Consider the following 22316-nt stretch of genomic DNA (forward strand, 5'->3'; position numbering starts at 1 on the left):
CTTGACTCTGCCCCGAGGGTCAAGGTGACCCTGCCTCCATCAACAACAAACGCCGAGCAGGCGATGGAGGTTTTGTGGCAGCGCAACGTATTCTGGTCATCCTGGGCCACCCGGCCGCCAACAGCCTGTGCGCCGGCATGGCCCACGCCTATGCCGACAGCGCGCGCGAGGCCGGCGCCGAGGTGCGGTTTTTGGACGTGGGGCGGCTCGTGTTCGACCCGCTGTTCGCAGGCTACGGCGCAGCCCAGGCGCTGGAGCCCGACCTGCTGGCCGCGCAGGGCGACATCGCCTGGGCCAGCCACCTGGTGTGGGTGTATCCGATCTGGTGGGGCGCCATGCCGGCGCTGCTCAAGGGTTTTATCGACCGCGTGTTCCTGCCGGGCTACGCGTTCAAGTACCGCCAGGGTTCGTCCCTGTGGGACAAGTTGCTGGCGGGCCGTTCGGCCGAGTTGCTGGTGACCATGGACTCCCCGCCCTGGTACTTCCGCTGGGTCACGCGCATGCCGGGCCACCACCAGATGAAGAAGGCCATTTTGGAGTTCTGCGGCATCCGGCCGGTGCGGGTGCACAGCTTTGGGCCCGTGCGCTCGGCTCGCAAGGAGCGATTGGCAGAGTGGGTGAACCGCGCGCGGCAGCTGGGCACGCGGCAGGCGCAGCGGGCTGTGCCCCGCGGCGGCGCTCGGCCCGCCGGACTGGCGGCTACTTCTGCTACTTCTGGAGCGCCGTGAAAGCCCGCACCGCGGCACGGCCCACAGCCGGGTCGTCGGTGAAAAAGCCATCGATGCCGGCGCGCAGGTAGGCCGTGATCTCGGCCACGCTGTCGCCGCGCTGCGTGCCATCGCTTGCAGGGGCTTTCTTCAGGCCCGCGGGCAAGAACGCGTTTTCGGGCCGCAAGGTCCAGATGTGCACGCCCAGGCCGGCGGCGCGCGCACGCTCCACCAAGCCCGTGGGCTCACCCAGCACACCGTCCTTGACCGGCACCACCAGGGTCTTGAACGGGCCGATCGCGTTGGCGTAAGCCGCTACCTGCTGCAGGCCCTCGGGCGTGATCAGGTCGGCATAGCTGCGCGTATTGGCCGCGCCCTGCGCCACGAAGTCGTAAGGCCGGCCCGAGGGGGCCACCAGCTGCACCAGGCGCACGCTGCTTTGCTTGCGAATCGCTTGCAGGTTGGTCACTTCGAACGACTGCACGAACACCGGTGCGTCCTTGTGGTTCCAGCCGTTCTTCTCGAGCACGGCCAAGAGCGGTGCCTCCAGCGGCTGACCGATGGACTGGAAGTAGGTGGGGTGCTTGGTCTCGGGGTAGATGCCGATCACGCGGCCCGTCTTGGCGCTTTGTGCCTTGGCCAGGTCGATCACCTCCTGCAGCGTGGGGATCTCGAACTGCCCGTTGTAGGCCACGTTGGCCGGGCGCTGCGCAGGGATGCGTTCGCGCGCGCGCAGGGTTTTCAACTCGGCCAGCGTGAAGTCCTCGGTGAACCAGCCGGTGATGGCCTGGCCGTCGATGGTTTTGGTGGCTTTGCGCGCGGCGAACTCGGGGCGGTCGACCACGTCGGTGGTCGCCTCTTTCACGGATCCATCAGGGCCCAGGATGGCAATGGCGTTTTCATGGCGCGCGACCAGCACGCCGTCTTTGGTGATCACAAGATCGGGCTCGATGATGTCGGCGCCGTCTTCAATCGCCTTCTGGTACGCAGCCAGCGTGTGCTCGGGCCGCAGGGCCGAGGCGCCGCGGTGGGCGATGACGGTGGGCGTGGGCGGCCAGGCCTGCGCGGCGGCGCCCAGGGCCCAGGTGGCGAGCAGGGCGGTTGCGGCCACGGCGCGCAGCGAGATGCGGTTCATGCGGGTCTCCTACAAACAGAGCCCGCACCTTAGCCGATGCGCTTGACAGCGGCGTGTCGCGAGGAAGCCTAGGCGTGTTCGAAGTGGAACACCGCCGTGCCCGCGCGCGCGTTGGGCAGCCAGCGCACCTCCTGCCCGTCCTGCAGCCCGAAGGAGTCCAGGATGCGCAGGCTATTCTTGGTGGCCAGCACCTCGAAGTCCTTGTAGGTGCCCACGCGGATGTTGGGCGTGTCGTACCACTGGTAGGGCAGGCGCCGCGTGACGGGCATGCGCCCACGCAGGACGGACAGGCGGTTGGGCCAGTGCGCAAAGTTGGGGAAGGCCACGACGCCGGTGCGGCCCACACGGGCCGTCTCGCGCAACATTACCTCGGCATTGCGCAGATGCTGCAGCGTGTCGATCTGCAGCACCACGTCAAACGAGTTGTCGTCGAACATCGCCAGCCCCTCGTCGAGGTTGAGCTGCAGCACCTGCACGCCGCGCTGCACGCAGGCAAGCACGTTGGCATCGGCAATCTCCACACCGTAGCCGCTGCAGCCACGCTCGCGCTGCAGATAGTCGAGCATGGCGCCGTTGCCGCAGCCCAGGTCGAGCACACGCGAGCCCCGCGGCACCAGGCGGGCCAGCGCTTCCATGGCGGCTTTATCGGTCATGGCTGCACCTCCTTGGCAATGCTATCGAAGTAGGAGCGCATCACGCCCATGTAGCGGGCGTCGTCGAGCAAAAAGGCATCGTGCCCATGCGGCGCGTCAATCTCGGCGTAGCTCACGCTGCGGCGGTTGTCGAGCAGGGCCTTGACGATCTCGCGGCTGCGCTTGGGCGAAAAGCGCCAGTCGGTGGTGAAGCTCACCAGCAGGAACCGCGCCGTGGCCCGCGCCAGCGCTCGGGTCAGATTGCCGGCGTGGGCATACGCGGGGTCGAAGTAGTCGAGCGCACGGGTGATCAGCAAATAGGTATTGGCGTCGAAGTAATCGCTGAACTTGTCGCCCTGGTAGCGCAGGTAGCTTTCGATCTGGAATTCGATTTCTTGTGTGCTGTATTTCAGCTCCAGGCCTTCTCGCAGCTGCCTGCCAAATTTTTCGTTCATCACGTCGTCGCTGAGGTACGTGATGTGGCCAATCATGCGGGCAATGCGCAGCCCGCGCTTGGGGATCACGCCGTGGCGGTAGAAGTGCCCGCCATGGAAGTCCGGGTCGGTCACGATGGCGCGGCGGGCCACTTCGTTGAAGGCGATGTTCTCGGCCGTGAGGTTGGGCGCGCTGGCCACTACCACGGCGTGGCGGACACGGTCGGGGTATTGCAGCGTCCACGACAGGGCCTGCATGCCACCCAGGCTGCCACCCAATACGGCGGCCAGCTGCTGGATACCCAGGCGGTCGAGCAAACGTGCCTGGGCGTTGACCCAGTCTTCCACCGTCACCACCGGAAAGTCCGCGCCGTAGACCTCGCCGGTGTCAGGGTGCGTATGCATGGGGCCGGTGGAGCCGAAACACGATCCCAGGTTGTTCACGCCGATGACGAAGAAACGGTCGGTGTCTACGGGTTTGCCCGGGCCGATCATGTTGTCCCACCAGCCTTCGCTTTTGTCCTGCCCCTCGTAGACGCCTGCCACGTGGTGCGACGCGTTGAGGGCGTGGCACACGAGCACGGCGTTGGAGCGGTCGGCATTGAGCGTGCCGTAGGTCTCGTACGCCAAGTCGTAGTTGCGGACGGTCGAGCCGCTTTGCAGCGGCAGCGCATCCGGGAAGTGCAGGGTCTGAGGTGTTGCGATGAACGACATAGTTAGAACTGGTGAGCCCCCATGTTCCACCGCTTGCACGCGCCGCTGCTCCGCAAGGAAGCCGCTTTTGCCTGGAGACCGCCCCCAGGCCAAAAAAATACCCGGCGTCGCTAAAAACGAGGCCGGGCACATACGTCGGACGGGTCTTTAGCAGAATTTATAAAGCGCCCGCAAGCTGTGGCAAATCGGCGCGTTCGGCAAATATACCAAAAGCACCTGCGGATGGCTCCCCTATTTCGCGCGGGTCAGCGATCGCGGTGAAGATTGCGAGCAGCCCGAGCACCAGGAAGATGACAGCAGACACCACGTGCACTGCCCGGATCGGCACCCGGCGCGTGATGCGCTCGCCCAGCCAGACCACCGGCGCGTTGGCGATCATCATCCCGAGCGTGGTGCCGGCCACCACCCAGAGGTACGCGTTGTACTGCGCAGCCAGCATGACGGTGGCGATCTGCGTCTTGTCGCCCATCTCGGCCAGAAAGAACGCGACCAGCGTGGTGCCGAACACCCCCCAGCGCGGCGAGCCATCGGCTTCGCCTTCATCGAGCTTGTCGGGGATCAGCATCCACACGGCCATCGCGATGAACGACGCCCCGAGTATCCAGCGCAGCACCTGGGGGCCCACAAAGCTGGTCACCCACGCGCCCAGGGCACCCGCCAGGCCGTGGTTGACCAGCGTGGCTACCAGGATGCCAAGCACGATGGGCCAGGGTTTTCGAAAGCGAGCGGCCAGTACCAGCGCCAGAAGCTGCGTCTTGTCGCCCATTTCGGCGAGCGCGACGATGGCGGTAGAGATGAAAAACGGTTCCATGTGGGGGTCCTGTCCGGCCGGATGTTTTCGAAACGCATTGACTGCACCCCGACTCCGGCCAATTGGATCGGCATGCAGTCAATGGTCTCGCCCAGCTCAAGAACCGCATGCACCATAGGTTCACCGAACCCAAGTTTGTTGACGCATGCCCCCGGTGCGTTGCGCACCGGGCGGGCTACTCCCCAAAGACTGGCGGATTTTATCCGATGCCCGCTATTGACCGTGGATTTGCCTTGCGACGGGCACCGGCTGTCCCCAGTCCCGCTTTGGCCTAGGGGTTTCCCCGCAAATTAACGCGAATGTCCCTGTAGGCAACAGCACTTTGTTACGTTTGGGCAAAACGAATCGCAAATAAAGCCCCACAGCTCAGCAAAGTGACTGATAATGACTTCGCTTTTCTGCTTGCAGGAGAGCAGTTAGCTTAGCGGTGAATGGTCAGTTTCGCGTCTTTGAAGTCGTCACAGGTTTGTTGATTGCGTCGGGCTCCATCGCGTTTTCATGTTTTTTCAGGAGTCCTCCATGGGCAACAAACTTTACGTGGGCAACCTGCCCTATTCTTTCCGTGACCAAGATCTGGAACAAACCTTCGGCCAATTCGGCTCCGTGGGCAGCGCCAAGGTCATGATGGAGCGCGACACCGGCCGTTCCAAGGGCTTCGGCTTTGTGGAAATGGGCAGCGACGCAGAAGCCCAAGCCGCCATCCAAGGCGTGCATGGTCAAAATTTTGGCGGCCGTGACCTCGTGGTCAACGAAGCCCGCCCAATGGAGCCACGCGCTCCACGTAGCGGCGGCTTCGGCGGCGGCAGCGGTGGTGGCGGCGGCTACGGTGGCGGCGGTGGCGGCGGTGGCGGTTACGGCGGTGGTGGTGGCCGTAGCGGCGGCGGTGGTGGCGGTGGTTACGGCGGTGGCCGTAGCAGCTACTAAGCACAAGACCTCACCGGCAGACCTTCAGGTCTGCCCCAAGGCAAAACAAGGAGCCCCTGGGCTCCTTTTTTCATGTCCGCGCGGTATCCCCACCACACCGCGCAATGGCGCTTGCTTTTTCAACAAAAGTGTGGAGCATAGTGGGTTGCGGGGCTTGCCCTCGCTTCCAAAGTTTGCGGTGATCCGTCAGTTTCACGCTGAGAGCGTCATTGAGATTAGCTGGCTGCGTTTTCGGGACTCCATCGCTTTATCCATGTGTTTTTGAGGAGTCCCTCGATGGGCAACAAACTGTACGTCGGCAACCTGCCGTACTCGGTGCGCGACAGCGATCTGGAACAAGCCTTTGGCCAATTTGGCTCCGTGACCAGTGCCAAGGTCATGATGGAACGCGACACAGGGCGCTCCAAGGGTTTTGGCTTTGTGGAAATGGGCAGCGACGCAGACGCCCAGTCTGCGATCAGCGGCATGAATGGCCAGCCCCTGGGCGGCCGAAGCATCGTGGTCAATGAAGCCCGTCCGATGGAAGCCCGCCCACCCCGCAGCGGTGGATTTGGCGGCGGTGGATTTGGCGGCGGTGGTGGTGGAGGCGGTTACGGCGGCGGGGGCGGCGGCGGCCGCAGTGGTGGCGGTGGCTACGGCGGCGGTCGTGAAGGCGGCGGCGGTGGCGGCTATGGGGGTGGTGGTGGCAGCCGCGACGGTGGTGGCGGCGGATATGGCGGCGGTGGTGGTGGCGGCCGTGGTGAAGGGGGCTTCCGCAGCCCCTACGGTTCGGGATCCCGCAATGGCGGCGGTGGCCGCAATGGTGGCGGCGGTGGTGGTGGTTACGGTGGCGGCGGCAACGGCGGCTACTGAATCTGCACCCAGGCGTCTTGTAATGCCTTCATGAAAGAAGCCCCCGCGGGGGCTTTTTCCGTTTCTGCGCTTCGACGTGGCAACCGGCGGCCTGCTGCAAACCGACCCACCGAAGAGTGACGCCGATCAGGTCAGCCGCACTTGCAAACCCCCGGGGTAACCCGCAGCGACTTACCGCGCCTCGGTTTCCCGCCGCTTGCGCGGGCGCCCGGCAAGCAACTTGTCGAACACCGGATTGGGCAGCAAGCGCAGAAGCTTGGCCACCACACCCATCTGCCAGGGAATGACCCTGTAGCTCACGCCCGCGGCAATGGCACGGTAGGCGCGGTCAGCAAAATCCTCAGGCTGCATCAAAAACGGCATGCTGTAGCGGTTTTGCTGCGTGAGCGGAGTGTCGATGTAGCCCGGTGAAAGGGTGACCACGCGCACCCCGTGCGGGCGCATCTCGCCGCGCAGGCTCTCGCAGTAGCTGATGACCGCGGCCTTGCTGGCGCAATAGGCGCCGTGCCCCGGCAGGCCGCGGATCCCGGCCACGCTGCCGATGCCCACCAGGGTGCCGCTGCCACGTTGCACCATCGCATCCACAAACGGATGGAACGTGGCGGCCATGCCGAGGTTGTTGGTGGCAAAGGTGCGCGCCATCACGTCGAGGTCGCCCTGCACCGCGGTGTCCATGCCCACGCTGATGCCGGCGTTGGCAATCACCACGTCGGGCACGCCCTGGCGCTGCAGGCAGTCGCGGCCTGCGGCGACGATGCTCTCGGTCATCGCAACGTCTGCGCTATATATTTCATAGCTATCAGCGCTTATTCCTTGAGCGCTAGCCCATGTTTTGACCTCTGAAGTGCGGCGAGCGGCCAGTGCCAGGCGGTAGCCGGCCCGGTGAAAGCGCAGCGCGAGCGCCTGGCCAATGCCGCTGGATGCGCCGGTGATGAAAACAAGGGGGGTGGTCATGCTGGCTCCAGCGGAATGGATATGGCAGCAGTGGCGCAGCGGGTGCTGGCGCGACTACTTGGCGGCGCCCGGCTGGAGCACGCCACGCACGCGGCCGCGCAATTGCACCACCTGGTCGAGGTTGTCGTAGTCCATGCCGTCGGCGGTAAAACGGTCGCTGCCACGGGTGAGGGTGACGGGTTTGTCCGAGCGCACGCGTTCGGTGTTGGTGTAAGCGTGCAGGAAGTCGCTGCGGAACTCCAGGCGGGGCTGGGCCGGCACGCCGGCCCGGGCGGGCAGGGGCTCACGGGTGACGATGGCGTTGCCAAAGAGCTGCACCTCGGAGCCGTCCGCGTTGGACAGCGCCCGATCCGCCGTGGCCACCGTCACACGGCCTTCTGGCGTGACCGAGCGCATGCGGACCTGATCGACTTCCATGGTGTCGGTGTCGGGGTAATGCCGCCCCACCTTGCCCTGCACCTCGCTCTGAAGGCGGCCAGTCGCGTCAAAGCTCTTCACCGAAAAACCCTTCATGAAGTAGTCCGGCTGGTGCCCTTGCGGGCGTTCGATAGACGGCAGCAGCGGGGCGGGCGCATTGCGCACCAGCCACCAGGTGCCCAGTGCGAGCAAGCCCATGAGCACCACCGGCAAGTAGAGCGAGAACTGGTCCCAGCCCTGACGGACAACCCGGTTCACAAAGTCTCCTCCCCAACATGGCAAGCGCAGCAGGTGCACCTTGAGCAACACAAGAAAGCAGGCAGCCAGCCAAGGCTCACAGGCGCGCGCCTCATGCGGTGTATTCCGCCAGCAGCGCTGCGTAGCGGCCCGTGGCCACAAGCAGCAAGTCGCACAGCTCGCGCGCCGCGCCTTCGCCGCCGCGCGCCTGGGTGACAAAGTGCGCCGCGTGGCGCACCTCGGTCTGGGCATTGGCAGGGGCACAGGCGAACGCGCTGCGGCGCATCACGGGCAAATCGGGCCAGTCGTCACCCATCGCCGCAGCCTGCGCCCAGGTCAGGCCCAGCCGCGCCAGGATGTCCTCGGCCGCCGGGCGCTTGTCCTCGGTGCCAAACACGGCGTGCTCGACACCCAGCGCCTTCAGCCGCACGCGCAGCGGGGCGGAATCACGGCCCGTGATCACGGCCGGCGTGATGCCGGCCTTCTGCAGCAGCTTGAGCCCATGACCGTCGAGTGTGTTGAAACGCTTGATCGTCTCGCCAGCCTCGCTGAAATTCAGCCCGCCGTCGGTGAGCACGCCGTCCACGTCGAAGAACGCCACGCGCACGCCCTGGGCACGCAGCAGCAGCTCGGGGGGAAATTGCAGCACAGGCGAAGTCATTTCAATAAGACACACGGCAGATGGAACAAGCACGGCGCAAACCAGCGCACCCGTGGAACCGGCTTAGCCGGGCCACCGGGTGCGTCCCCCTTAGGGGGAAGGCGCGAAGCGACACAGGGGGTCATATAACTTTCGCCCGCATGAGGTCGCCAATGTGCACCACGCCCACCAGCACGCCGGCGGCGTCCACCACCAGCACGCTGGTGATGGCATGGGCTTCCATCATCTCGGCGGCGTCCACCGCGAGAGCGTCGGGTGCAATGCGGCGCGGCCCCGCGTGCATGACCTCGGCCGCAGTGGCAGCGCGCAGGTCCGCACCGGCCTCGATGCGCCGGCGCAGGTCGCCGTCGGTGAAGATGCCCAGCACCTGGCCTGCCGGGTCCACGATGGCTGAGGCGCCCAGGCCCTTGGCGCTCATCTCGCGCATGAGGTCGCTGAACGTCGCCTCGGGCGCGACGCGCGGGATCTCGCTGCCGGTGCGCATCACGTCGCTCACATGGGTGAGCAGCTTGCGGCCCAGCGCGCCGCCGGGGTGCGATCGGGCGAAATCTTCGGGCCGGAAACCGCGTGCGTCGAGCAGGGCCACGGCGAGCGCATCGCCCATGGCCAGCTGGGCTGTGGTGCTGGCAGTGGGCGCCAGTTGCAAAGGACAGGCTTCGCGCTCTACGCCGCTGTCCAGCACGATGTCTGCGTGTTTGGCGAGGGTGGATTTCGGCCGTCCCGTCATCGCAATCAAGGTGGCACCCAGGCGCTTGATAACGGGCAGGAGGGTGGTGACCTCATCCACCTCTCCACTGTTGGACAGGGCCAGCACGATATCAATGGACTTGATCATGCCCAGGTCGCCGTGGCTGGCCTCCGCCGGGTGCACGAACATGGCCGGTGTTCCGGTGGAGGCGAGGGTGGCGGCGATCTTGCGCCCGATGTGGCCGCTTTTGCCGATGCCCATCACCACGACGCGCCCCTGCACAGACAGGATCGCCTGCACGGCCTGCGCAAAGGGCTCGCCGACGCGGGCCTTCAGTCCCTGAATGGCAGCCGCCTCAATGTCAAAGGTCTCACGGGCCAGGCGCAAAGCCTGTTCAGCATCAAAAGGGGGCAGCGCGGCCGGGGCGGGAGTCATCTGGCGATTCTATCGACCGGGCAGGCTGCACCGCCGACGGTGCGGCCGATGGGAGCCCATGGCGCAGGGCCTATCCACCGCACAAAAGAGCGTGAACCGACCCTGAGCCTCGGATAGCATCGAAGCCATGTCTTCGCTCGCCCTCACCCTGCTGTATTTGCTGGCCGCCGTGTTGGGGGTGGTGACTTGCCGCAGCCTCAAGCTGCCGCCCATGCTGGGCTATCTGGCCGCAGGGGTTCTGATCGGGCCACATGCGCTGGCGCTGGCGCAGAACTCCGAGGGCGTGCGCCACCTGGGCGAGTTCGGCGTGGTGTTCTTGATGTTCGCCATCGGCCTGGAGTTCAGCCTGCCCAAGCTGCGCGCCATGCGCCGCGAGGTGTTTGGCCTGGGGCTGATGCAGGTGGTGGTGACGATGGCGGTAGTGGGCGCAGTGGCGCTGCTGCTGTCGCGCTTTGTGGGCGGCGTGTGGGACATGGGCTGGCAGACGGCGCTGGCGCTCGCGGGCGTCACCGCCATGAGCAGCACGGCCATTGTGGTCAAGCTGATGTCCGAGCGCGCCGAATTGGAAAGCGAGCACGGGCGCCGGGTCATGGGCATCCTGCTGTTCCAGGATCTGGCGGTGGTGCCGCTGTTGGTGCTGATCCCCGCGCTGGGCTCTTCGCCCGACCAGCTGTTCACCTCGCTGGGCTGGGCCCTGGTCAAGGCCACGGCCCTGGTGGCGCTTTTGCTCACCGGTGGGCAGCGGCTGATGCGCTGGTGGCTCACGCTGGTGGCGCGGCGCAAGAGCGAAGAGCTGTTCATGCTCAACCTGCTGCTGATCACGCTGGGGCTGGCGTGGTTGACTGAAATCGCGGGGCTGAGCCTGGCGCTCGGCGCCTTCATCGCGGGCGTGCTGGTGTCCGAGACCGAATACCGCCACCAGGTGGGCACGGACATCCGGCCTTTCCATGACGTGTTGCTGGGCCTGTTCTTCATCACCATCGGCATGATGCTGGACTGGCACATCCTGGTGGACCGCTGGGCCCTGGTGCTGGGGCTGCTGGCCGTGCCGCTGGTGCTCAAGCTGGTGATCATCCTGGTGCTGGCGCGGGGCATGGGGGCCACCACCGGCGTCTCGCTGCGCACGGGGCTGTACCTTGCGCAGGCGGGCGAGTTCGGTTTTGTGCTGCTGTCGCTCACACAGGCCAATGGCCTCGTGCAGCCGGCGCTGATGAACCCCATCCTGGCGGCCATGGTGCTGTCGATGTTGGCCACGCCCTTCCTCATCATGTACAGCAACCGCATCGTGATGAAGCTGGTGGCCAGCGACTGGCTGCAGCAGTCGCTGCAGATGACGACCATCGCGCGCAAGTCCATCAACACCAACAAGCACGTGATCATCTGCGGCTACGGCCGATGCGGCCAGAATCTGGCGCGCATGCTGGAGCAGGAAGGCATCCCCTACATGGCGCTCGACCTGGACCCGGACCGCGTGCGCCAGGCCGCTGCCGCTGGCGACTCGGTGGTGTATGGCGACGCCACCCGGCTGCAGGCGCTGATGGCCGCCGGCCTGGTGCGCGCCAGCGCCGTGGCCGTGACCTACATCGACGTGCCCGCCGCCCTGAAGGTGCTGGCCAACACGCGGTCCCACGCGCCGCAGGTGCCGGTGGTGGTGCGCACGCAAGACGACGCAAACCTCGACAAACTGCAGGCCGCTGGCGCGACCGAGGTCGTGCCCGAGGCCATCGAGGGATCGCTGATGTTGGCCAGCCACGCGCTGGCGCTGGTGGGCGTGCCCATGCGCCGCGTGCTGCGCCTGGTGCAGGACCAGCGCGATGCGCGCTACAACCTGCTGCGCGGATACTTCCACGGTGCGGACGATGACACGGCCAACGAGCGCGACCAGGAGCGCCTGTTCACCATCAGCCTGCCCCCCGGCGCCACGGCGCTGGGCCAAAGCCTGGGGCAGCTGGCGCTGTCGGCCATGGGCGTGCGCGTGGTCAACCTGCGCCGCAGCAACGGCCACATGAGCTCGGCGGTGGACGGGGCGCTGCTGGCTGCGGGCGACACCCTGGTGCTCTCGGGCCAGCCTGCCGCGCTGATCCTGGCGGAGGACAAGCTGCTGCGCGGATAAGGCGGGGTGACCCCATCAGCGGCGGCACCGCGTCCCACAAAGTCGCGCCGAGCAAAAAATTGAACAAAATTAGGCTCTAGCGCTTGTCCAATAAGCGCTTTAAGCTATGAATTTAATAGCAAACTAGAGCAGCTCTGCCGGTCCAGGCCGTCCGAAGAGATAGCCCTGGAACCGCTGGCAGCCGTTGCGCAGCAGAAAGGCGTGCTGCCCTTCGGTCTCCACGCCCTCGGCCACCACATCGAGCCCCAGGCTGTGGGCCAGCGTGATGATGGTGCAGGCGATGGTGGCGTCGTTGGGGTCGGTGAGCACGTCGCGCACAAAGCTCTGGTCGATCTTGAGCTGGTCCAGCGGCAGGCGCTTGAGGTAGCTGAGCGACGAGTAGCCCGTGCCGAAGTCGTCAAGCGAGAAGCCCACGCCGTGCGCACGCAGTGCCTGCATCTTGAGGATGCTGTCCTCCACGTCGTGCAGCAGCAGGCTTTCGGTCAGCTCGAGCTTGAGCCGGCGCGGGTCGGCACCACAGGCGCCCAGCACGCCGAGCACCTCTTGCACGAAGTCGGCCTGGCGGAACTCTTGCGCGCTCACGTTCACGGCCACGCTCCAGTGCGCGGTCTGCGGCGCGGCGGCCCAGCGCGCCAGCTGGCCACAGGCCATGGCCAGCACCTGCCGGCCCAGCGGCAGGATGAGCCCGGTCTGCTCCGCCAGCGGAATGAAGTCGCCCGGCGACACCATGCCGCGCTGCGGATGTTTCCAGCGCACCAGGGCCTCGGCGCCCAGCACCTGGCCGGCCTGGTCCACCACCGGCTGGTAGTGCATCAGGAATTCGCTGCGCACGATGCCCTGGCGCAAATCGCCTTCCAGCGCCGAGCGGGCCGACGCCGCAGCCTGCATGGCCGGGTCAAAAAAGCACAGCGTGTTGCGCCCCTGCGCCTTGGCTTGGTACATGGCGAGGTCTGCGCGCTTGAGCAGCTCTTGCACCGGCAGCTGCACATCGCGAAACAGCGCAATGCCGATGCTGGGCGTGCTGTGCACCTCGCTGCCCTGCACCACATACGGCTGGTTCAGCGCGGCCAGCACTTTTTGCGCGACGGCTTCGGCTTCGGCGGCCGCGGCCTGCACATCGGTGTCCAGGCTCTGGACCACCACGACGAATTCGTCGCCCCCCAGGCGCGCTACCGAGTCGGTGGCGCGCACGCTGGCGCTGATGCGTCCGCCCACCTGCACCAGCAGCTGGTCGCCCCAGTCGTGGCCCATGGTGTCGTTGACGCCCTTGAAATTGTCCAGATCGAGGAACAACAAGGCCCCATGGCTGCCCTCGCGCGCGCAGGTGTTCGCGGCGAGTTCCAGCCGATCCATCAGCAGCCGCCGGTTGGGCAGGCCCGTGAGCTCGTCGTAGAACGCCAGGCGCTGGATTTCTGCCTCGGCCAGCTTGCGCTCGGTGATGTCGCGCGCCACGCCGCGGTAGCCGGTCAACCGCCCTTCGCCGTCAAAGATGGGCTCGCCGCTGATGGACACCCACACGGGCCGGCCGTCCTCGGCAAAGCGCTGCATCTCAAAGTCGTGAAAGACCTCGTGCGCCTCCAGCTGCCTGCGGTGCTCGCGCCACTGGGCTTCGCTCACCACGGTGTTGGGCAGCTCCCAGCGTGTGCGGCCGTAGTGCATGTCCTCGGGCACGCCGACTTCGCGGTACGGGTTGCCATCGAGCCGCACAAAACGAAACTCCGCGTCCTGCTCCCAGTACCCGTCGGACGACAGCTGCGTGAGGCTGCGCCAGCGGGATTCGCTCAGCCGCAGGGCCTCCAGCGTGCTCAGGTAGTCGGTGACGTCGGTGAATGTGCGCACGCGACCGCCCGGCTCCAGGCGACGGGTGCGCACCTCGATGTAGCGGCCGGTGCGGGTGCGCCGCACATAGGCATCCGGCATGGTGAGCTTGCCGCCGTGCGAGGAGTATTCGGCCGCGACGTAGCCGCGCGCCGCGGACTCGATGAGCTGGAACTCGGTGCCGAAATCGCCGCGCTCGGTTTGAAACCGCACCACGTCTTCCACTTTCGGCTGGCTGGCGAGCAGGGCTTCAGGCAGGTCCAGCAGCTCCAGGTAACGCCGGTTGTAGACGCGGATCCGTCCGTCGACATCGACATTGGTGATGCCTTGCGACACGCTGGCCAGCGTGCCCTCGAGCGCGCGGGTTTTGTCAGCCAGCAGGGCGCTGGTGCGCTCCAGTTCGGCCTCGACGGCACGGCGGGCCAGCTCTGCGCGGCGCGCCATCTCAAGCTGGCCCACGGTATTCAACAGGGGCTGCAGAAATTCCACGTCCGCGGGCGAATAGCCTTCACTGCGGTTGGCCAGGCCGACCATGGCCACCAGCTCGCCGGCGGCGTGGATGGGAAGCCCCAGGTAGGTGCGCAGCGGCGGATGCCCTCGGGGCGTGCCGGCGCTGCGCGCGTCGTGGCCTGCATCGTTGCTGAGCACGGGCTCGCCCGACACCAGCGCGGCGCCCACCAGCGAATGCATGTTGTCGAACACCATGCCTTCTTCGGCGTGCAGGTCGTAAAGCGCCTTGGACTCGGCATCCCAGCTGATGTCGGTCATCGCGTGCACGCGCAGGTAGGGGTGCCCATCGGCCGCGCGCTGCACTTGGCCGACGATGCCGAATTCGCTTTGGGTGAGCTCCATCAGCTCCTTGAGCAGGGCCTCGAATGCAGCCCGGGGCCCGGAGCTCGCGATGAACATCGCCTGGGCCAGCGAGATCGCCTGCAGCAGGCGGTGCTGCCGCGCCAACTTCGCCTCGGCCGCCAGGCGCGCCCGTGCGCTGGAGCTGCGCTCAAGCACGGAGTCGATCTGCGCGGGCAGCGAGAGCAGGTATTCGAGCGCCGGGTCCTGCACTGCAAAGTCATCAAAGCCATAGCGCATGGCCTGGGCCGCGTGCGTCTCGGCCCCCATGCGCACGATGATCATCACCGGGATGCCACTGAGCAGGCGCAGCAGATCGAAGGCGGAGCCATCCACCGTGCGCTGTGCAGCAAGGACGATGTCGGGACGGTCCCGCGCAAGGTGCTCCCGTGCGCTCGCCAGCGACGTGACCACATCCACGCGCCAGCCAGACCAGGGATCGGCCAGCGCCTCGGCCACTGCCTGCGCGTGTTGCGCGTCACTTTCGATCAGCAAAATGGAGGTGGACATGGCCGATCAGCAGGGGATTGAATCAGGAGCGACAGCACAGAAGATGTAACAGCACTGAAACATTATGAGGGGTCGGCACCGCAGCGCCTGTCCCACAGAGGCCAACGCGTGTCTCTATACACTGTGCCACGCCAAAGCGGCGCACGTCGAAAGACCCCTTTTTGTGCGCCGCGTTTCGCCACTTACGGCCGCTCGCGGCCCCTCCCTCACTTCATTGCCATGCAGCCACTCAGCGTCAACGAATACCTTCGCCAGCACATCCGTACGGTGCCCGACTGGCCCGCGCCGGGCGTGCAGTTCCGCGACATCACCCCGCTGCTGCAAGACCCCAAGGTCTTTCGCGTGTTGATCGACGCGTTTGTACACCGGTACATGGACAAGGCGCTGCGCCCGGACGTCGTGGCGGGCCTGGACGCGCGCGGGTTCATCCTGGGCGCAGTGGTCGCGTATGAGCTCAATGTGGGTTTCGTGCCGATCCGCAAAAAGGGCAAGCTGCCGTTCACGACGGTGGAGGAGACCTACGAGCTCGAGTATGGGAGTGCGACGGTGGAGTTGCACACCGATGCGGTGAAGGCGGGCGACCGCGTGCTGCTCATCGACGACCTGATCGCCACCGGCGGCACCATGATGGCAGGCCGAAGGCTGCTGGAAAAGCTGGGCGCCACCGTGACCGAAGGCGCGGCGATCGTGGACCTGCCCGAGTTGGGCGGATCACAGCGCCTGCGCGAATCGGGTCTGCCGCTGTACACGCTGGTGGACTTTGCCGGCCACTGAGCGGACAAAGCGCCCGGGTCACCGCGCGCTTCGTGCAGCGGGGGCGCCGCTCGGTGCGCCCCTCAGTTCAATTCGCCGTACTGCGTGCTGCTGAGGTCGGGCGCCGGGCTGTCGGAACCGGGCATCTCGGTGTCCTCGAAGCCCGTGGACTGAGAAGAGGGTGGCAACAGCGGGCCCGAGCGGACGGGCACGCCGGGTTTGGCCGCTGCAGCGGGTGCTGCCGCGGCAGACCCTGCGGCCGTGGCCAGGGCACGCTTGAACGCAGCCACCTCGTCGGCCTCGATGGGTTCGTAGCGCGGCGCGGCGCGCGGTGCGGCCGCCGGAGCCAGGGGAGCGGCCGGCGCGGAAACTGGGGCAGCCGGGGCGGCCACTGGCGCTCTCACCGGGGCCGCGACAGGCGGACGCAGCGCCGCTGGCGCGGGGGCCGCAGCCACCGGCACCGGTGCGGCGGGACGGACTGGGGCCGCCACGGGGGTTGCCACTGGCGCGGGCGCTGCGGCGGCCGGCAGCGGCCGGCGGGCCAGCGGGGGTGTACCCTGCAGCGACGCACCTTGGGGTGCCACGCCCTTCTGGGGGATGCCGACTGCCACGTGGTCGTTGATGCGCCAGTACACGGCGGTCACCAGGATGTCGTAGCGTGTCTTGGCGGTCTGGGCGATCAGCGCCTCGATCTCGGACAGGCGCACAGTCTCGCCGCCGTATTCACGCGCCAGGTCCATCATCACCAGGAACTGTCGCCCCCGCTGGTCCAGCGAAAGCACCTTGAATTTGTAGCTGGCTGACAGCACGCCGGCGCGCACCATGGCATCGCGCACCACGGTGTAGAGCAGCTCGCGGCGCTCCATGCGCTCGTTCTTGCGGTTGGCGGCGTGCTCGGGTGGCAGGGCGTCGGCCATCGGCCTGCCGGGGCGTCCTGGAGCCAGCGGCACCGTGGCGTCGGCATTCAACAGGCCCGAGGGTTGTTCGGCCATGGGCCGGGGTTTGGGGGGGGCGGGCTTGCGGCTGAACCAACTGAACAGGGACATGGCTTGCTTTCTACGGGACGGCGCCGGGAAAATCCAATTTGAGTGTAACTTGCTGTACACCCCATCTTGCCCCGCAAAAGCCCGCAGGCCGCCTGCGCCCGGTGCTGTCTGTCAGGTTGCCGCAACGCGGCGGCGGCGATTGCCCAGGCGCTTGGCCAGTACGGCACCTGCCGCCATCACCAGGCCGAGCGCAATGGCGGGCTGGCGGTTGGTCAGCTCGGTGAACCGCAAGGCCGGCAAGCTCCATAGTTTGGTGGGTGCGCTGGCCTGCACCGTGGCACTGCGCGCGCGGTGCGAGAAAAAAGCCCCCTCGCCCACCACAGACCCCGGGCCCACGATGGCCAGGCGCAAGCGCTCTTTCTCGTCCTGGTAATGCACGCTCAAACTGCCGCTTTCCACCAGGTACAGCGTGCGGTCGGTGGCGCCCTGGGTGAAGAGCACCTGCCCGGCGGGCATGACCACCGGCAGCAGGTAGGACGAAAGGATGTCCCACTGCGCCGACGTGAGGGGGTTGGTCATGCTGTCATCGGCACTGGCCTGGGCGATGGCATCGATCAGACCTTGCAGGTCCACCTTGGAAACAACGGGCGCGGGTACGTTCATGGTGCGCCGAAAGTACCCTTGTTACAGTTTCGACACAAGCGCTGTTTACGTCCGTTTACAACATTCGGGACAGACGGGCGCATGCGGCTAGTGGCCGGAGTTCGAGAGCCTATTTACAGGGCCAGTGGGAAGGCCTTTGGGCGCATTTTTCCCGGGCCGTGGGTGGCCCCGATCACTTGCCGATGCAGAAGCTCGAGAAGATCACGCCCAAAAGGTCGTCCGAGGTGAATTCCCCGGTGATCGCGCTCAACGCGTTCTGCGCCAGGCGCAGCTCCTCCGCCAGCAGATCGAGCGCGGGGCCTTGGGCGGTGAGCTGGTCGGCGGCTTCCCCCAGGTGGGTGCCGACGGTCTGCAGCGCCTCCACGTGCCGGGCGCGCGCGATGTAGATGCCTTCCGGTGCGGACTGCCAGCCCGCCACATCCAACAGAGCCCGGCGCAGGCGGTCCAGACCTTCGCCGGTGCGGGCCGAGAGGCGTACGCCGGGCCTGGCGCTGCCGTCCTGCTCAACCGGCCCACCCAGCCCGCCCGGTGCGGGCAGCGCGGCGCGGTCCAGCTTGTTCCAGACGTCGATAACAGGGATGGTTTTGGGCAGTTTTAAGGCCAGCGCGCTTGCTATATCTGCCTCTGCCGCTATGTATTCAGGAGCATTGACCCGCTCCAGATCGTGCAGGAACAGCACGGCGTCGGCGCCGGCGATCTCGTCCCAGGCGCGGGCAATGCCGATGCGCTCCACCTCGTCGTCGCTGTCGCGCAGGCCGGCGGTGTCGATGATGTGCAGCGGCACGCCTTCAATCTGTATCGTCTGCTGCACCTTGTCGCGCGTGGTGCCCGCAATGGGGGTGACGATGGCCAGCTCGGCCCCCGCCAGCGCGTTGAGCAGCGAGCTCTTGCCCGCGTTGGGCTGGCCCGCGATGACCACCTTGATGCCCTCGCGCAGAAGCGCGCCCTGGCGTGCGCGCTGCATCACGGACGCCAGCGTTTGCTGCAGTTTTGATAGCTGTCCGTGCGCATCCGCCTTGCGCAGGAAGTCAATTTCTTCTTCAGGGAAGTCCAGCGTGGCCTCCACCAGCATACGCAGGTGAATAAGCGCATCGCGCAGGCCATGGATTTCGGCCGAGAACGCGCCGGTGAGCGACCGGCTGGCGCTGCGCGCCGCGGCCTCTGTGCTGGCGTCGATCAGATCGGCAATCGCCTCGGCCTGGGCCAGGTCGATCTTGTCGTTGAGGAACGCACGTTCGGTGAACTCGCCCGGTTGCGCCACACGCAAACCGGGCAGGCAAGGCTTGCCGGTGGCGGGGTGGGTGGACGCACCCGCCTCCAGGCAACGGGCCAGCAAGAGCTGCAGCACCACCGGGCCGCCGTGGGCCTGGAGCTCCAGCACGTCCTCGCCGGTGTAGCTGTGCGGGCCGGGGAAGAACAGCGCCAGCCCCTGGTCGATGGCTTGGCCCCCTGCATCACGAAAGGGCAGGTAGGTGGCCTCTCGGGGCCGCAGAGCGCGGCCGCACAGCGCCTGCGCCAACGCCACCAGCCCCCGCCCCGACACCCGCACGATGCCGACAGCTCCGCGCCCGGGGGCAGTGGCGATAGCAACGATGGGGTCGTGGTGGCGGGCAAGCATGGTGGCGACTGTACAAGGTGAAGAAAAGCGAGAAAGGCATTCGCGCGCACTCGGCGCGGACGCGGTCTCCTCAGGGGGCGTTGCCTTCGTTCTGCGGCGGCGGCGCGATGAAAAAAGGCCGCTTGCGCGGCCTTCGGGATTCGTGCTGTCTCAGCGACTCGACGTCACTTGAAGCTTGGCAAGTTGAACTGCGGTGGCACGCCCATCCGGGTGTTGATAAGCCACTGCTGCGCGATCGACAAGATATTGTTGGTCAGCCAGTACAGCACCAGGCCGGCCGGGAAGAAAAAGAACATCACGCTGAAGATCAGCGGCATGAACCACATCATCTTGGCTTGCATCGGGTCTGGCGGCGCGGGGTTCAGCGCCGTCTGCAGCAGCGACGAAAGGGTCATCAGCAGCGGCAGGATGAAAAACGGATCCGGTGCGGACAGGTCGCGGATCCAGCCGATCCACGGCGCGTTGCGCATTTCCACGCTGGACAACAGCACCCAGTACAGCGCGATGAACACGGGGATCTGGATCATGATGGGGAAGCAGCCGCCCATCGGGTTGACCTTCTCCTCGCGGTAGATGCGCATCATCTCCTGCTGCATCTGCTGCGGCTTGTCCTTGAGGCGCTCGCGCATTTCCATGATCTTCGGATTCACCGACTTCATCTTGGCCATGCTCGCGTACGCCTTGGCATTGAGCCAGTAGAACGCGATCTTGAGCAGCAGCACCAGGGCCACGATGGACCAGCCCCAGTTGTTCAACAGCTTGTGCAGCTGGTCCAGCAACCAGTACAGCGGCTTGGACAGGATGGTGAGCCAGCCGTAGTCCTTGACCAGTTCCAGGCCGGGGTACAGCTTTTCCATCATGGTCTCGACCTGCGGGCCAGCGAACAGGCGCGCATCCACGGTCTTGCTCTTGCCGGGCTCGATGGCGCCCAGCGAGGTGAGCATGCCCACGGAATACAGGTTGGTGTCGACCTTGCGCGTGAACAGTTCACGCTGCGTGCCGTCGGCCAGCAGCCAGGCGGTGGCGAAGTAATGCTGCACCATGGCCACGTAGCCGTTGGGCGAATCCTTGGGGATGTCGACCTTGCCGCCTTCGATGTCCTTGAACTCGACCTTCTGGTACTTCTTGGCTTCGGTGTAGACCGCGGGGCCGGTGAAGGTGGAATAGAACGACGACTCGCCCGGCGGCTTGTTGCCGTCGCGCACCAGCTGGAAGTACAGCTGTGGCGAGACCGCGGCGCTACCTGTGTTGACCACTTCGTGCTTCACGGCGATGTCGTAAGAGCCGCGCTTGATCGTCCAGGTCTTGGCCAGCTTCAGGCCACCTTGGTCGGGCGACTCGAAGCGGACGCTGATCTCATCCTCGCCATCCTTGAGCTCGCGGGCGCCTGGCACAGCCGTCATTGCCGTCTTGTGCGTGGGGAAGTTGCCGCCGATCAGCCCGGTCTGTGCCACGTAGACACGCTGGGCGCTTTCGTCGAGCAGCAGGAAGTTGCGCTTCTTGTCGTCCATGTCGGCGTGCTGGAGCAGCTCGGCATGGGTGAGCGAGCCGCCTTCGCTGTCGAATGTCAGGCGGTACAGGTCGGTCTTCACCTCCACGCGCTCGCGGGATGCGGGGGCCGCTGCAGGTGCAGGCTGGCCTGGGACCGCCGAGGCACCTTGGGCGCCTGCGGCTGCCACAGGGGCCGTGGACGACGGCACACTGGCCGCGCCCGCCGCGCCGGATGCATTGGCAGCAGGTGCAGGGGCAGCTACCTCGGTGGCGCTGGGGAAAAAGGTGGCCTTGTTGCCGTTGTGCAGTTGCCACTTGTCCCACAGCAGAACCATGGAAAAGCCAAAAATCACCCACAGGATGGTGCGGCGAATGTCGTTCATGAAGACTTCTTTGGTGAGGATGGTTGGGTGTTGGAATCAGAGAGCCGCGAAAACAACCGCAGGCTGCGCGGCATTTCATGGGGGCCCGGAGGAACCGGATCGTGGCCCCCGTCACACCAGGGGTGGCAGCGTACCAGCCTGCGCACCGTGAGGTAACTTCCCCGGGCGGCGCCGTGCAATTCGAGCGCCTGGAGGGAATAGACCGAGCAGGTGGGCTCGAACCGGCAGGCGGACCCCAGCCAGGGGCTGAGGAACAGCCGATAGCCCTTGACCACGCCGATGAGCAGGCGCTGCATCAGCACGGCGCGGGCACCTTGGCCTGGGGCGTGGGTGAGAGCGGCGCAGTCGATGCAGCTGCAGACGTGGCCGCCGCCGCACCTGCCCGCCGCGTCGCATGGCCAAACAGTTGCAGCAGTTCGGTGCGCACGGCTTGCTTGAGCTGGTCGGACGTGGCGCTCACGAACTGCTTGCGGTCAAAGGCCGAACGCAGACGCACCACATGGGCAGACTGCGGCGCGACCTGTTCAAGCCGCGCCTCAAAGGTGGAGCCCACTGTGTAAATCTGCCGCTTGATGGTGTTGCGGGTTACAGCGCGGCGCGCCCAGCGCTTGGGCACCATGGCACCCAGCCAGACACCGCTTTGAACGGCAAACAGGGCCTGCGGCCCTTGCACTGGAGGCAAGGAGCCGGGCCCTGTGGGTGCCACACTGGCTGGCGGGTCCGCGGTAGCAACGTTGCTTTCGGCATCCAGCACCAGGCGGTGCAGCACAAAGTGCGCTGTGCGGGAGATCGTGCCCCCCGCCATGGCGGCCTGGAACTGCGGACGGGTTTTCAGCCGTTGCATGCAAGCGCCCCGTTTGGTACCTGACGGTGCAAACCGGGGTGCAGGCCCAAGACCTTGTCGGCCTTAGACGGCCAGGCGCTTGCGGCCCTTGGCGCGGCGTGCGTTGATCACGGCACGGCCGCCGCGGGTCTTCATGCGGACGAGGAAACCGTGGGTGCGTGCGCGGCGCGTCTTGGAGGGTTGGTAAGTGCGTTTCATGATGCTATTCCTTGAGGTTCAGTTCCGGATGCTGCTCTTAAGCCCCCTGCAGCCTGCGCCCGCTGAGCTATCGAAACAGCACTTTGGCGGCAGACCGGCGGGGCGCAATTTAAGGCGCGCCGGGTCAAATCACCCTGAACACATTCAGGGAAACCCAAAATTATCGCAGGCTTGCCGGGTGCTGGCAATGCCTTTCGGCACGGCGGGCCTTATTCAGCCGGTATGGGGCCGCCCAGCGCGGCCCAACTTGGGACACGTTCTTGATTGTTTATAGGAGCAGGCACAGTGACCGCAGCTTATGCCTACCGTCGGACATCCACCCTGAAAATCCCTGGCCGCAGCCTGTCCGCAAATTGTGGATAACTCTTTGAGCGAGCTACAATCCCCGGCCCAACCCGTTCCTCTATCCACAACTAGAATTCCCCAGAAATGACCGAGGAACCCTCCCGCAGTCCCCACCCATCCCAAGGCTCAGACGCCGGTCAGGGC

The 22316-nt window shown here is 66.1% G+C and carries 21 protein-coding genes and 1 riboswitch; of the genes, 5 read left to right on the forward strand and 16 right to left on the reverse strand.

What is annotated here, in order from left to right; genetic code table 11:
• Positions 1–74 precede the first annotated feature (74 nt).
• Complete coding sequence (locus ACSQ3Q_RS24405) at positions 75–728, forward strand: NAD(P)H-dependent oxidoreductase (protein ID WP_436136886.1); 654 nt, start codon at positions 75–77, stop codon at positions 726–728.
• Here ACSQ3Q_RS24405 and ACSQ3Q_RS24410 read toward each other — a convergent pair.
• From ACSQ3Q_RS24410 to ACSQ3Q_RS24425, 4 genes are all read right to left on the reverse strand, one after another.
• Entirely contained in the window at positions 709–1842 is a 1134-nt protein-coding gene (locus ACSQ3Q_RS24410) for a glycerophosphodiester phosphodiesterase (RefSeq protein WP_436136887.1), read from the reverse strand. The genes ACSQ3Q_RS24405 and ACSQ3Q_RS24410 overlap by 20 nt on opposite strands.
• Before the next feature lie 68 nt (positions 1843–1910).
• On the reverse strand, positions 1911–2495 hold the full coding sequence (gene metW / locus ACSQ3Q_RS24415) for a methionine biosynthesis protein MetW (RefSeq protein ID WP_436136888.1): 585 nt from the start codon (positions 2493–2495) through the stop codon (positions 1911–1913).
• Positions 2492–3622 (reverse strand): homoserine O-succinyltransferase MetX, encoded by a 1131-nt coding sequence (gene metX, locus ACSQ3Q_RS24420; RefSeq protein WP_436136889.1) that lies wholly within the window; start codon positions 3620–3622, stop codon positions 2492–2494. Before metX ends, metW begins: the two co-directional genes overlap by 4 nt.
• Before the next feature lie 157 nt (positions 3623–3779).
• A complete protein-coding gene (locus ACSQ3Q_RS24425) occupies positions 3780–4433 on the reverse strand; it encodes a TMEM165/GDT1 family protein (RefSeq protein WP_436136890.1) in 654 nt (217 codons plus the stop codon).
• Between the two features lie 4 nt (positions 4434–4437).
• Positions 4438–4629, reverse strand: a riboswitch (yybP-ykoY riboswitch).
• Positions 4630–4952: 323 nt separating this feature from the next.
• Between ACSQ3Q_RS24425 and ACSQ3Q_RS24430 the strand changes: the two genes are divergently transcribed.
• Complete coding sequence (locus ACSQ3Q_RS24430) at positions 4953–5357, forward strand: RNA recognition motif domain-containing protein (protein WP_436136891.1); 405 nt, start codon at positions 4953–4955, stop codon at positions 5355–5357.
• A 276-nt stretch (positions 5358–5633) separates the two neighbouring features.
• A complete protein-coding gene (locus ACSQ3Q_RS24435) occupies positions 5634–6209 on the forward strand; it encodes an RNA recognition motif domain-containing protein (protein ID WP_436136892.1) in 576 nt (191 codons plus the stop codon).
• A gap of 171 nt (positions 6210–6380) precedes the next feature.
• On the opposite strand, the gene ACSQ3Q_RS24440 is transcribed toward ACSQ3Q_RS24435, so the two are convergent.
• From ACSQ3Q_RS24440 to ACSQ3Q_RS24455, 4 genes are all read right to left on the reverse strand, one after another.
• Positions 6381–7163 carry an SDR family oxidoreductase gene (locus ACSQ3Q_RS24440; protein ID WP_436136893.1) on the reverse strand — a complete coding sequence of 261 codons (783 nt, stop codon included), beginning with the start codon at positions 7161–7163 and terminating at the stop codon, positions 6381–6383.
• A 54-nt stretch (positions 7164–7217) separates the two neighbouring features.
• Entirely contained in the window at positions 7218–7838 is a 621-nt protein-coding gene (gene lptC / locus ACSQ3Q_RS24445) for an LPS export ABC transporter periplasmic protein LptC (protein ID WP_436136894.1), read from the reverse strand.
• 91 nt (positions 7839–7929) lie between these two features.
• A complete protein-coding gene (locus tag ACSQ3Q_RS24450; protein WP_436136895.1) occupies positions 7930–8478 on the reverse strand; it encodes a KdsC family phosphatase in 549 nt (182 codons plus the stop codon).
• A gap of 121 nt (positions 8479–8599) precedes the next feature.
• A complete protein-coding gene (locus tag ACSQ3Q_RS24455; protein ID WP_436136896.1) occupies positions 8600–9601 on the reverse strand; it encodes a KpsF/GutQ family sugar-phosphate isomerase in 1002 nt (333 codons plus the stop codon).
• Between the two features lie 127 nt (positions 9602–9728).
• On the opposite strand from ACSQ3Q_RS24455, the gene ACSQ3Q_RS24460 reads away from it, so the two are divergent.
• The gene (locus ACSQ3Q_RS24460) at positions 9729–11714 is read left to right on the forward strand and encodes a monovalent cation:proton antiporter-2 (CPA2) family protein (protein ID WP_436136897.1); all 1986 of its coding nucleotides are present in this window, start codon (positions 9729–9731) and stop codon (positions 11712–11714) included.
• 123 nt (positions 11715–11837) lie between these two features.
• Here the strand turns inward: ACSQ3Q_RS24460 and ACSQ3Q_RS24465 are convergent, their stop codons facing one another.
• Positions 11838–14891 carry an EAL domain-containing protein gene (locus tag ACSQ3Q_RS24465; protein WP_436136898.1) on the reverse strand — a complete coding sequence of 1018 codons (3054 nt, stop codon included), beginning with the start codon at positions 14889–14891 and terminating at the stop codon, positions 11838–11840.
• A gap of 219 nt (positions 14892–15110) precedes the next feature.
• Here ACSQ3Q_RS24465 and ACSQ3Q_RS24470 point away from each other — a divergent pair, with 219 nt between their 5' ends.
• Entirely contained in the window at positions 15111–15665 is a 555-nt protein-coding gene (locus ACSQ3Q_RS24470) for an adenine phosphoribosyltransferase (RefSeq protein ID WP_436136899.1), read from the forward strand.
• Positions 15666–15727: 62 nt separating this feature from the next.
• Here the strand turns inward: ACSQ3Q_RS24470 and ACSQ3Q_RS24475 are convergent, their stop codons facing one another.
• From ACSQ3Q_RS24475 to rpmH, 7 genes are all read right to left on the reverse strand, one after another.
• Entirely contained in the window at positions 15728–16690 is a 963-nt protein-coding gene (locus ACSQ3Q_RS24475; protein ID WP_436136900.1) for a hypothetical protein, read from the reverse strand.
• Positions 16691–16801: 111 nt separating this feature from the next.
• Positions 16802–17293 (reverse strand): Crp/Fnr family transcriptional regulator, encoded by a 492-nt coding sequence (locus ACSQ3Q_RS24480; protein ID WP_436136901.1) that lies wholly within the window; start codon positions 17291–17293, stop codon positions 16802–16804.
• A 172-nt stretch (positions 17294–17465) separates the two neighbouring features.
• Complete coding sequence (gene mnmE, locus ACSQ3Q_RS24485; RefSeq protein WP_436136902.1) at positions 17466–18911, reverse strand: tRNA uridine-5-carboxymethylaminomethyl(34) synthesis GTPase MnmE; 1446 nt, start codon at positions 18909–18911, stop codon at positions 17466–17468.
• A 164-nt stretch (positions 18912–19075) separates the two neighbouring features.
• Entirely contained in the window at positions 19076–20785 is a 1710-nt protein-coding gene (gene yidC, locus ACSQ3Q_RS24490) for a membrane protein insertase YidC (protein WP_436136903.1), read from the reverse strand.
• Entirely contained in the window at positions 20782–21084 is a 303-nt protein-coding gene (gene yidD, locus ACSQ3Q_RS24495; RefSeq protein ID WP_436137070.1) for a membrane protein insertion efficiency factor YidD, read from the reverse strand. Before yidD ends, yidC begins: the two co-directional genes overlap by 4 nt.
• Positions 21081–21629: a ribonuclease P protein component gene (locus ACSQ3Q_RS24500; RefSeq protein WP_436136904.1), complete on the reverse strand. Its 549-nt coding sequence runs from the start codon at positions 21627–21629 to the stop codon at positions 21081–21083. Before ACSQ3Q_RS24500 ends, yidD begins: the two co-directional genes overlap by 4 nt.
• Positions 21630–21692: 63 nt before the next feature.
• On the reverse strand, positions 21693–21827 hold the full coding sequence (gene rpmH, locus ACSQ3Q_RS24505) for a 50S ribosomal protein L34 (protein ID WP_005798102.1): 135 nt from the start codon (positions 21825–21827) through the stop codon (positions 21693–21695).
• Between the last annotated feature and the right edge of the window lie 489 nt (positions 21828–22316).

The sequence above is a fragment of the Acidovorax sp. LjRoot129 genome (assembly GCF_964253765.1).
Classification (GTDB): domain Bacteria; phylum Pseudomonadota; class Gammaproteobacteria; order Burkholderiales; family Burkholderiaceae_C; genus Acidovorax.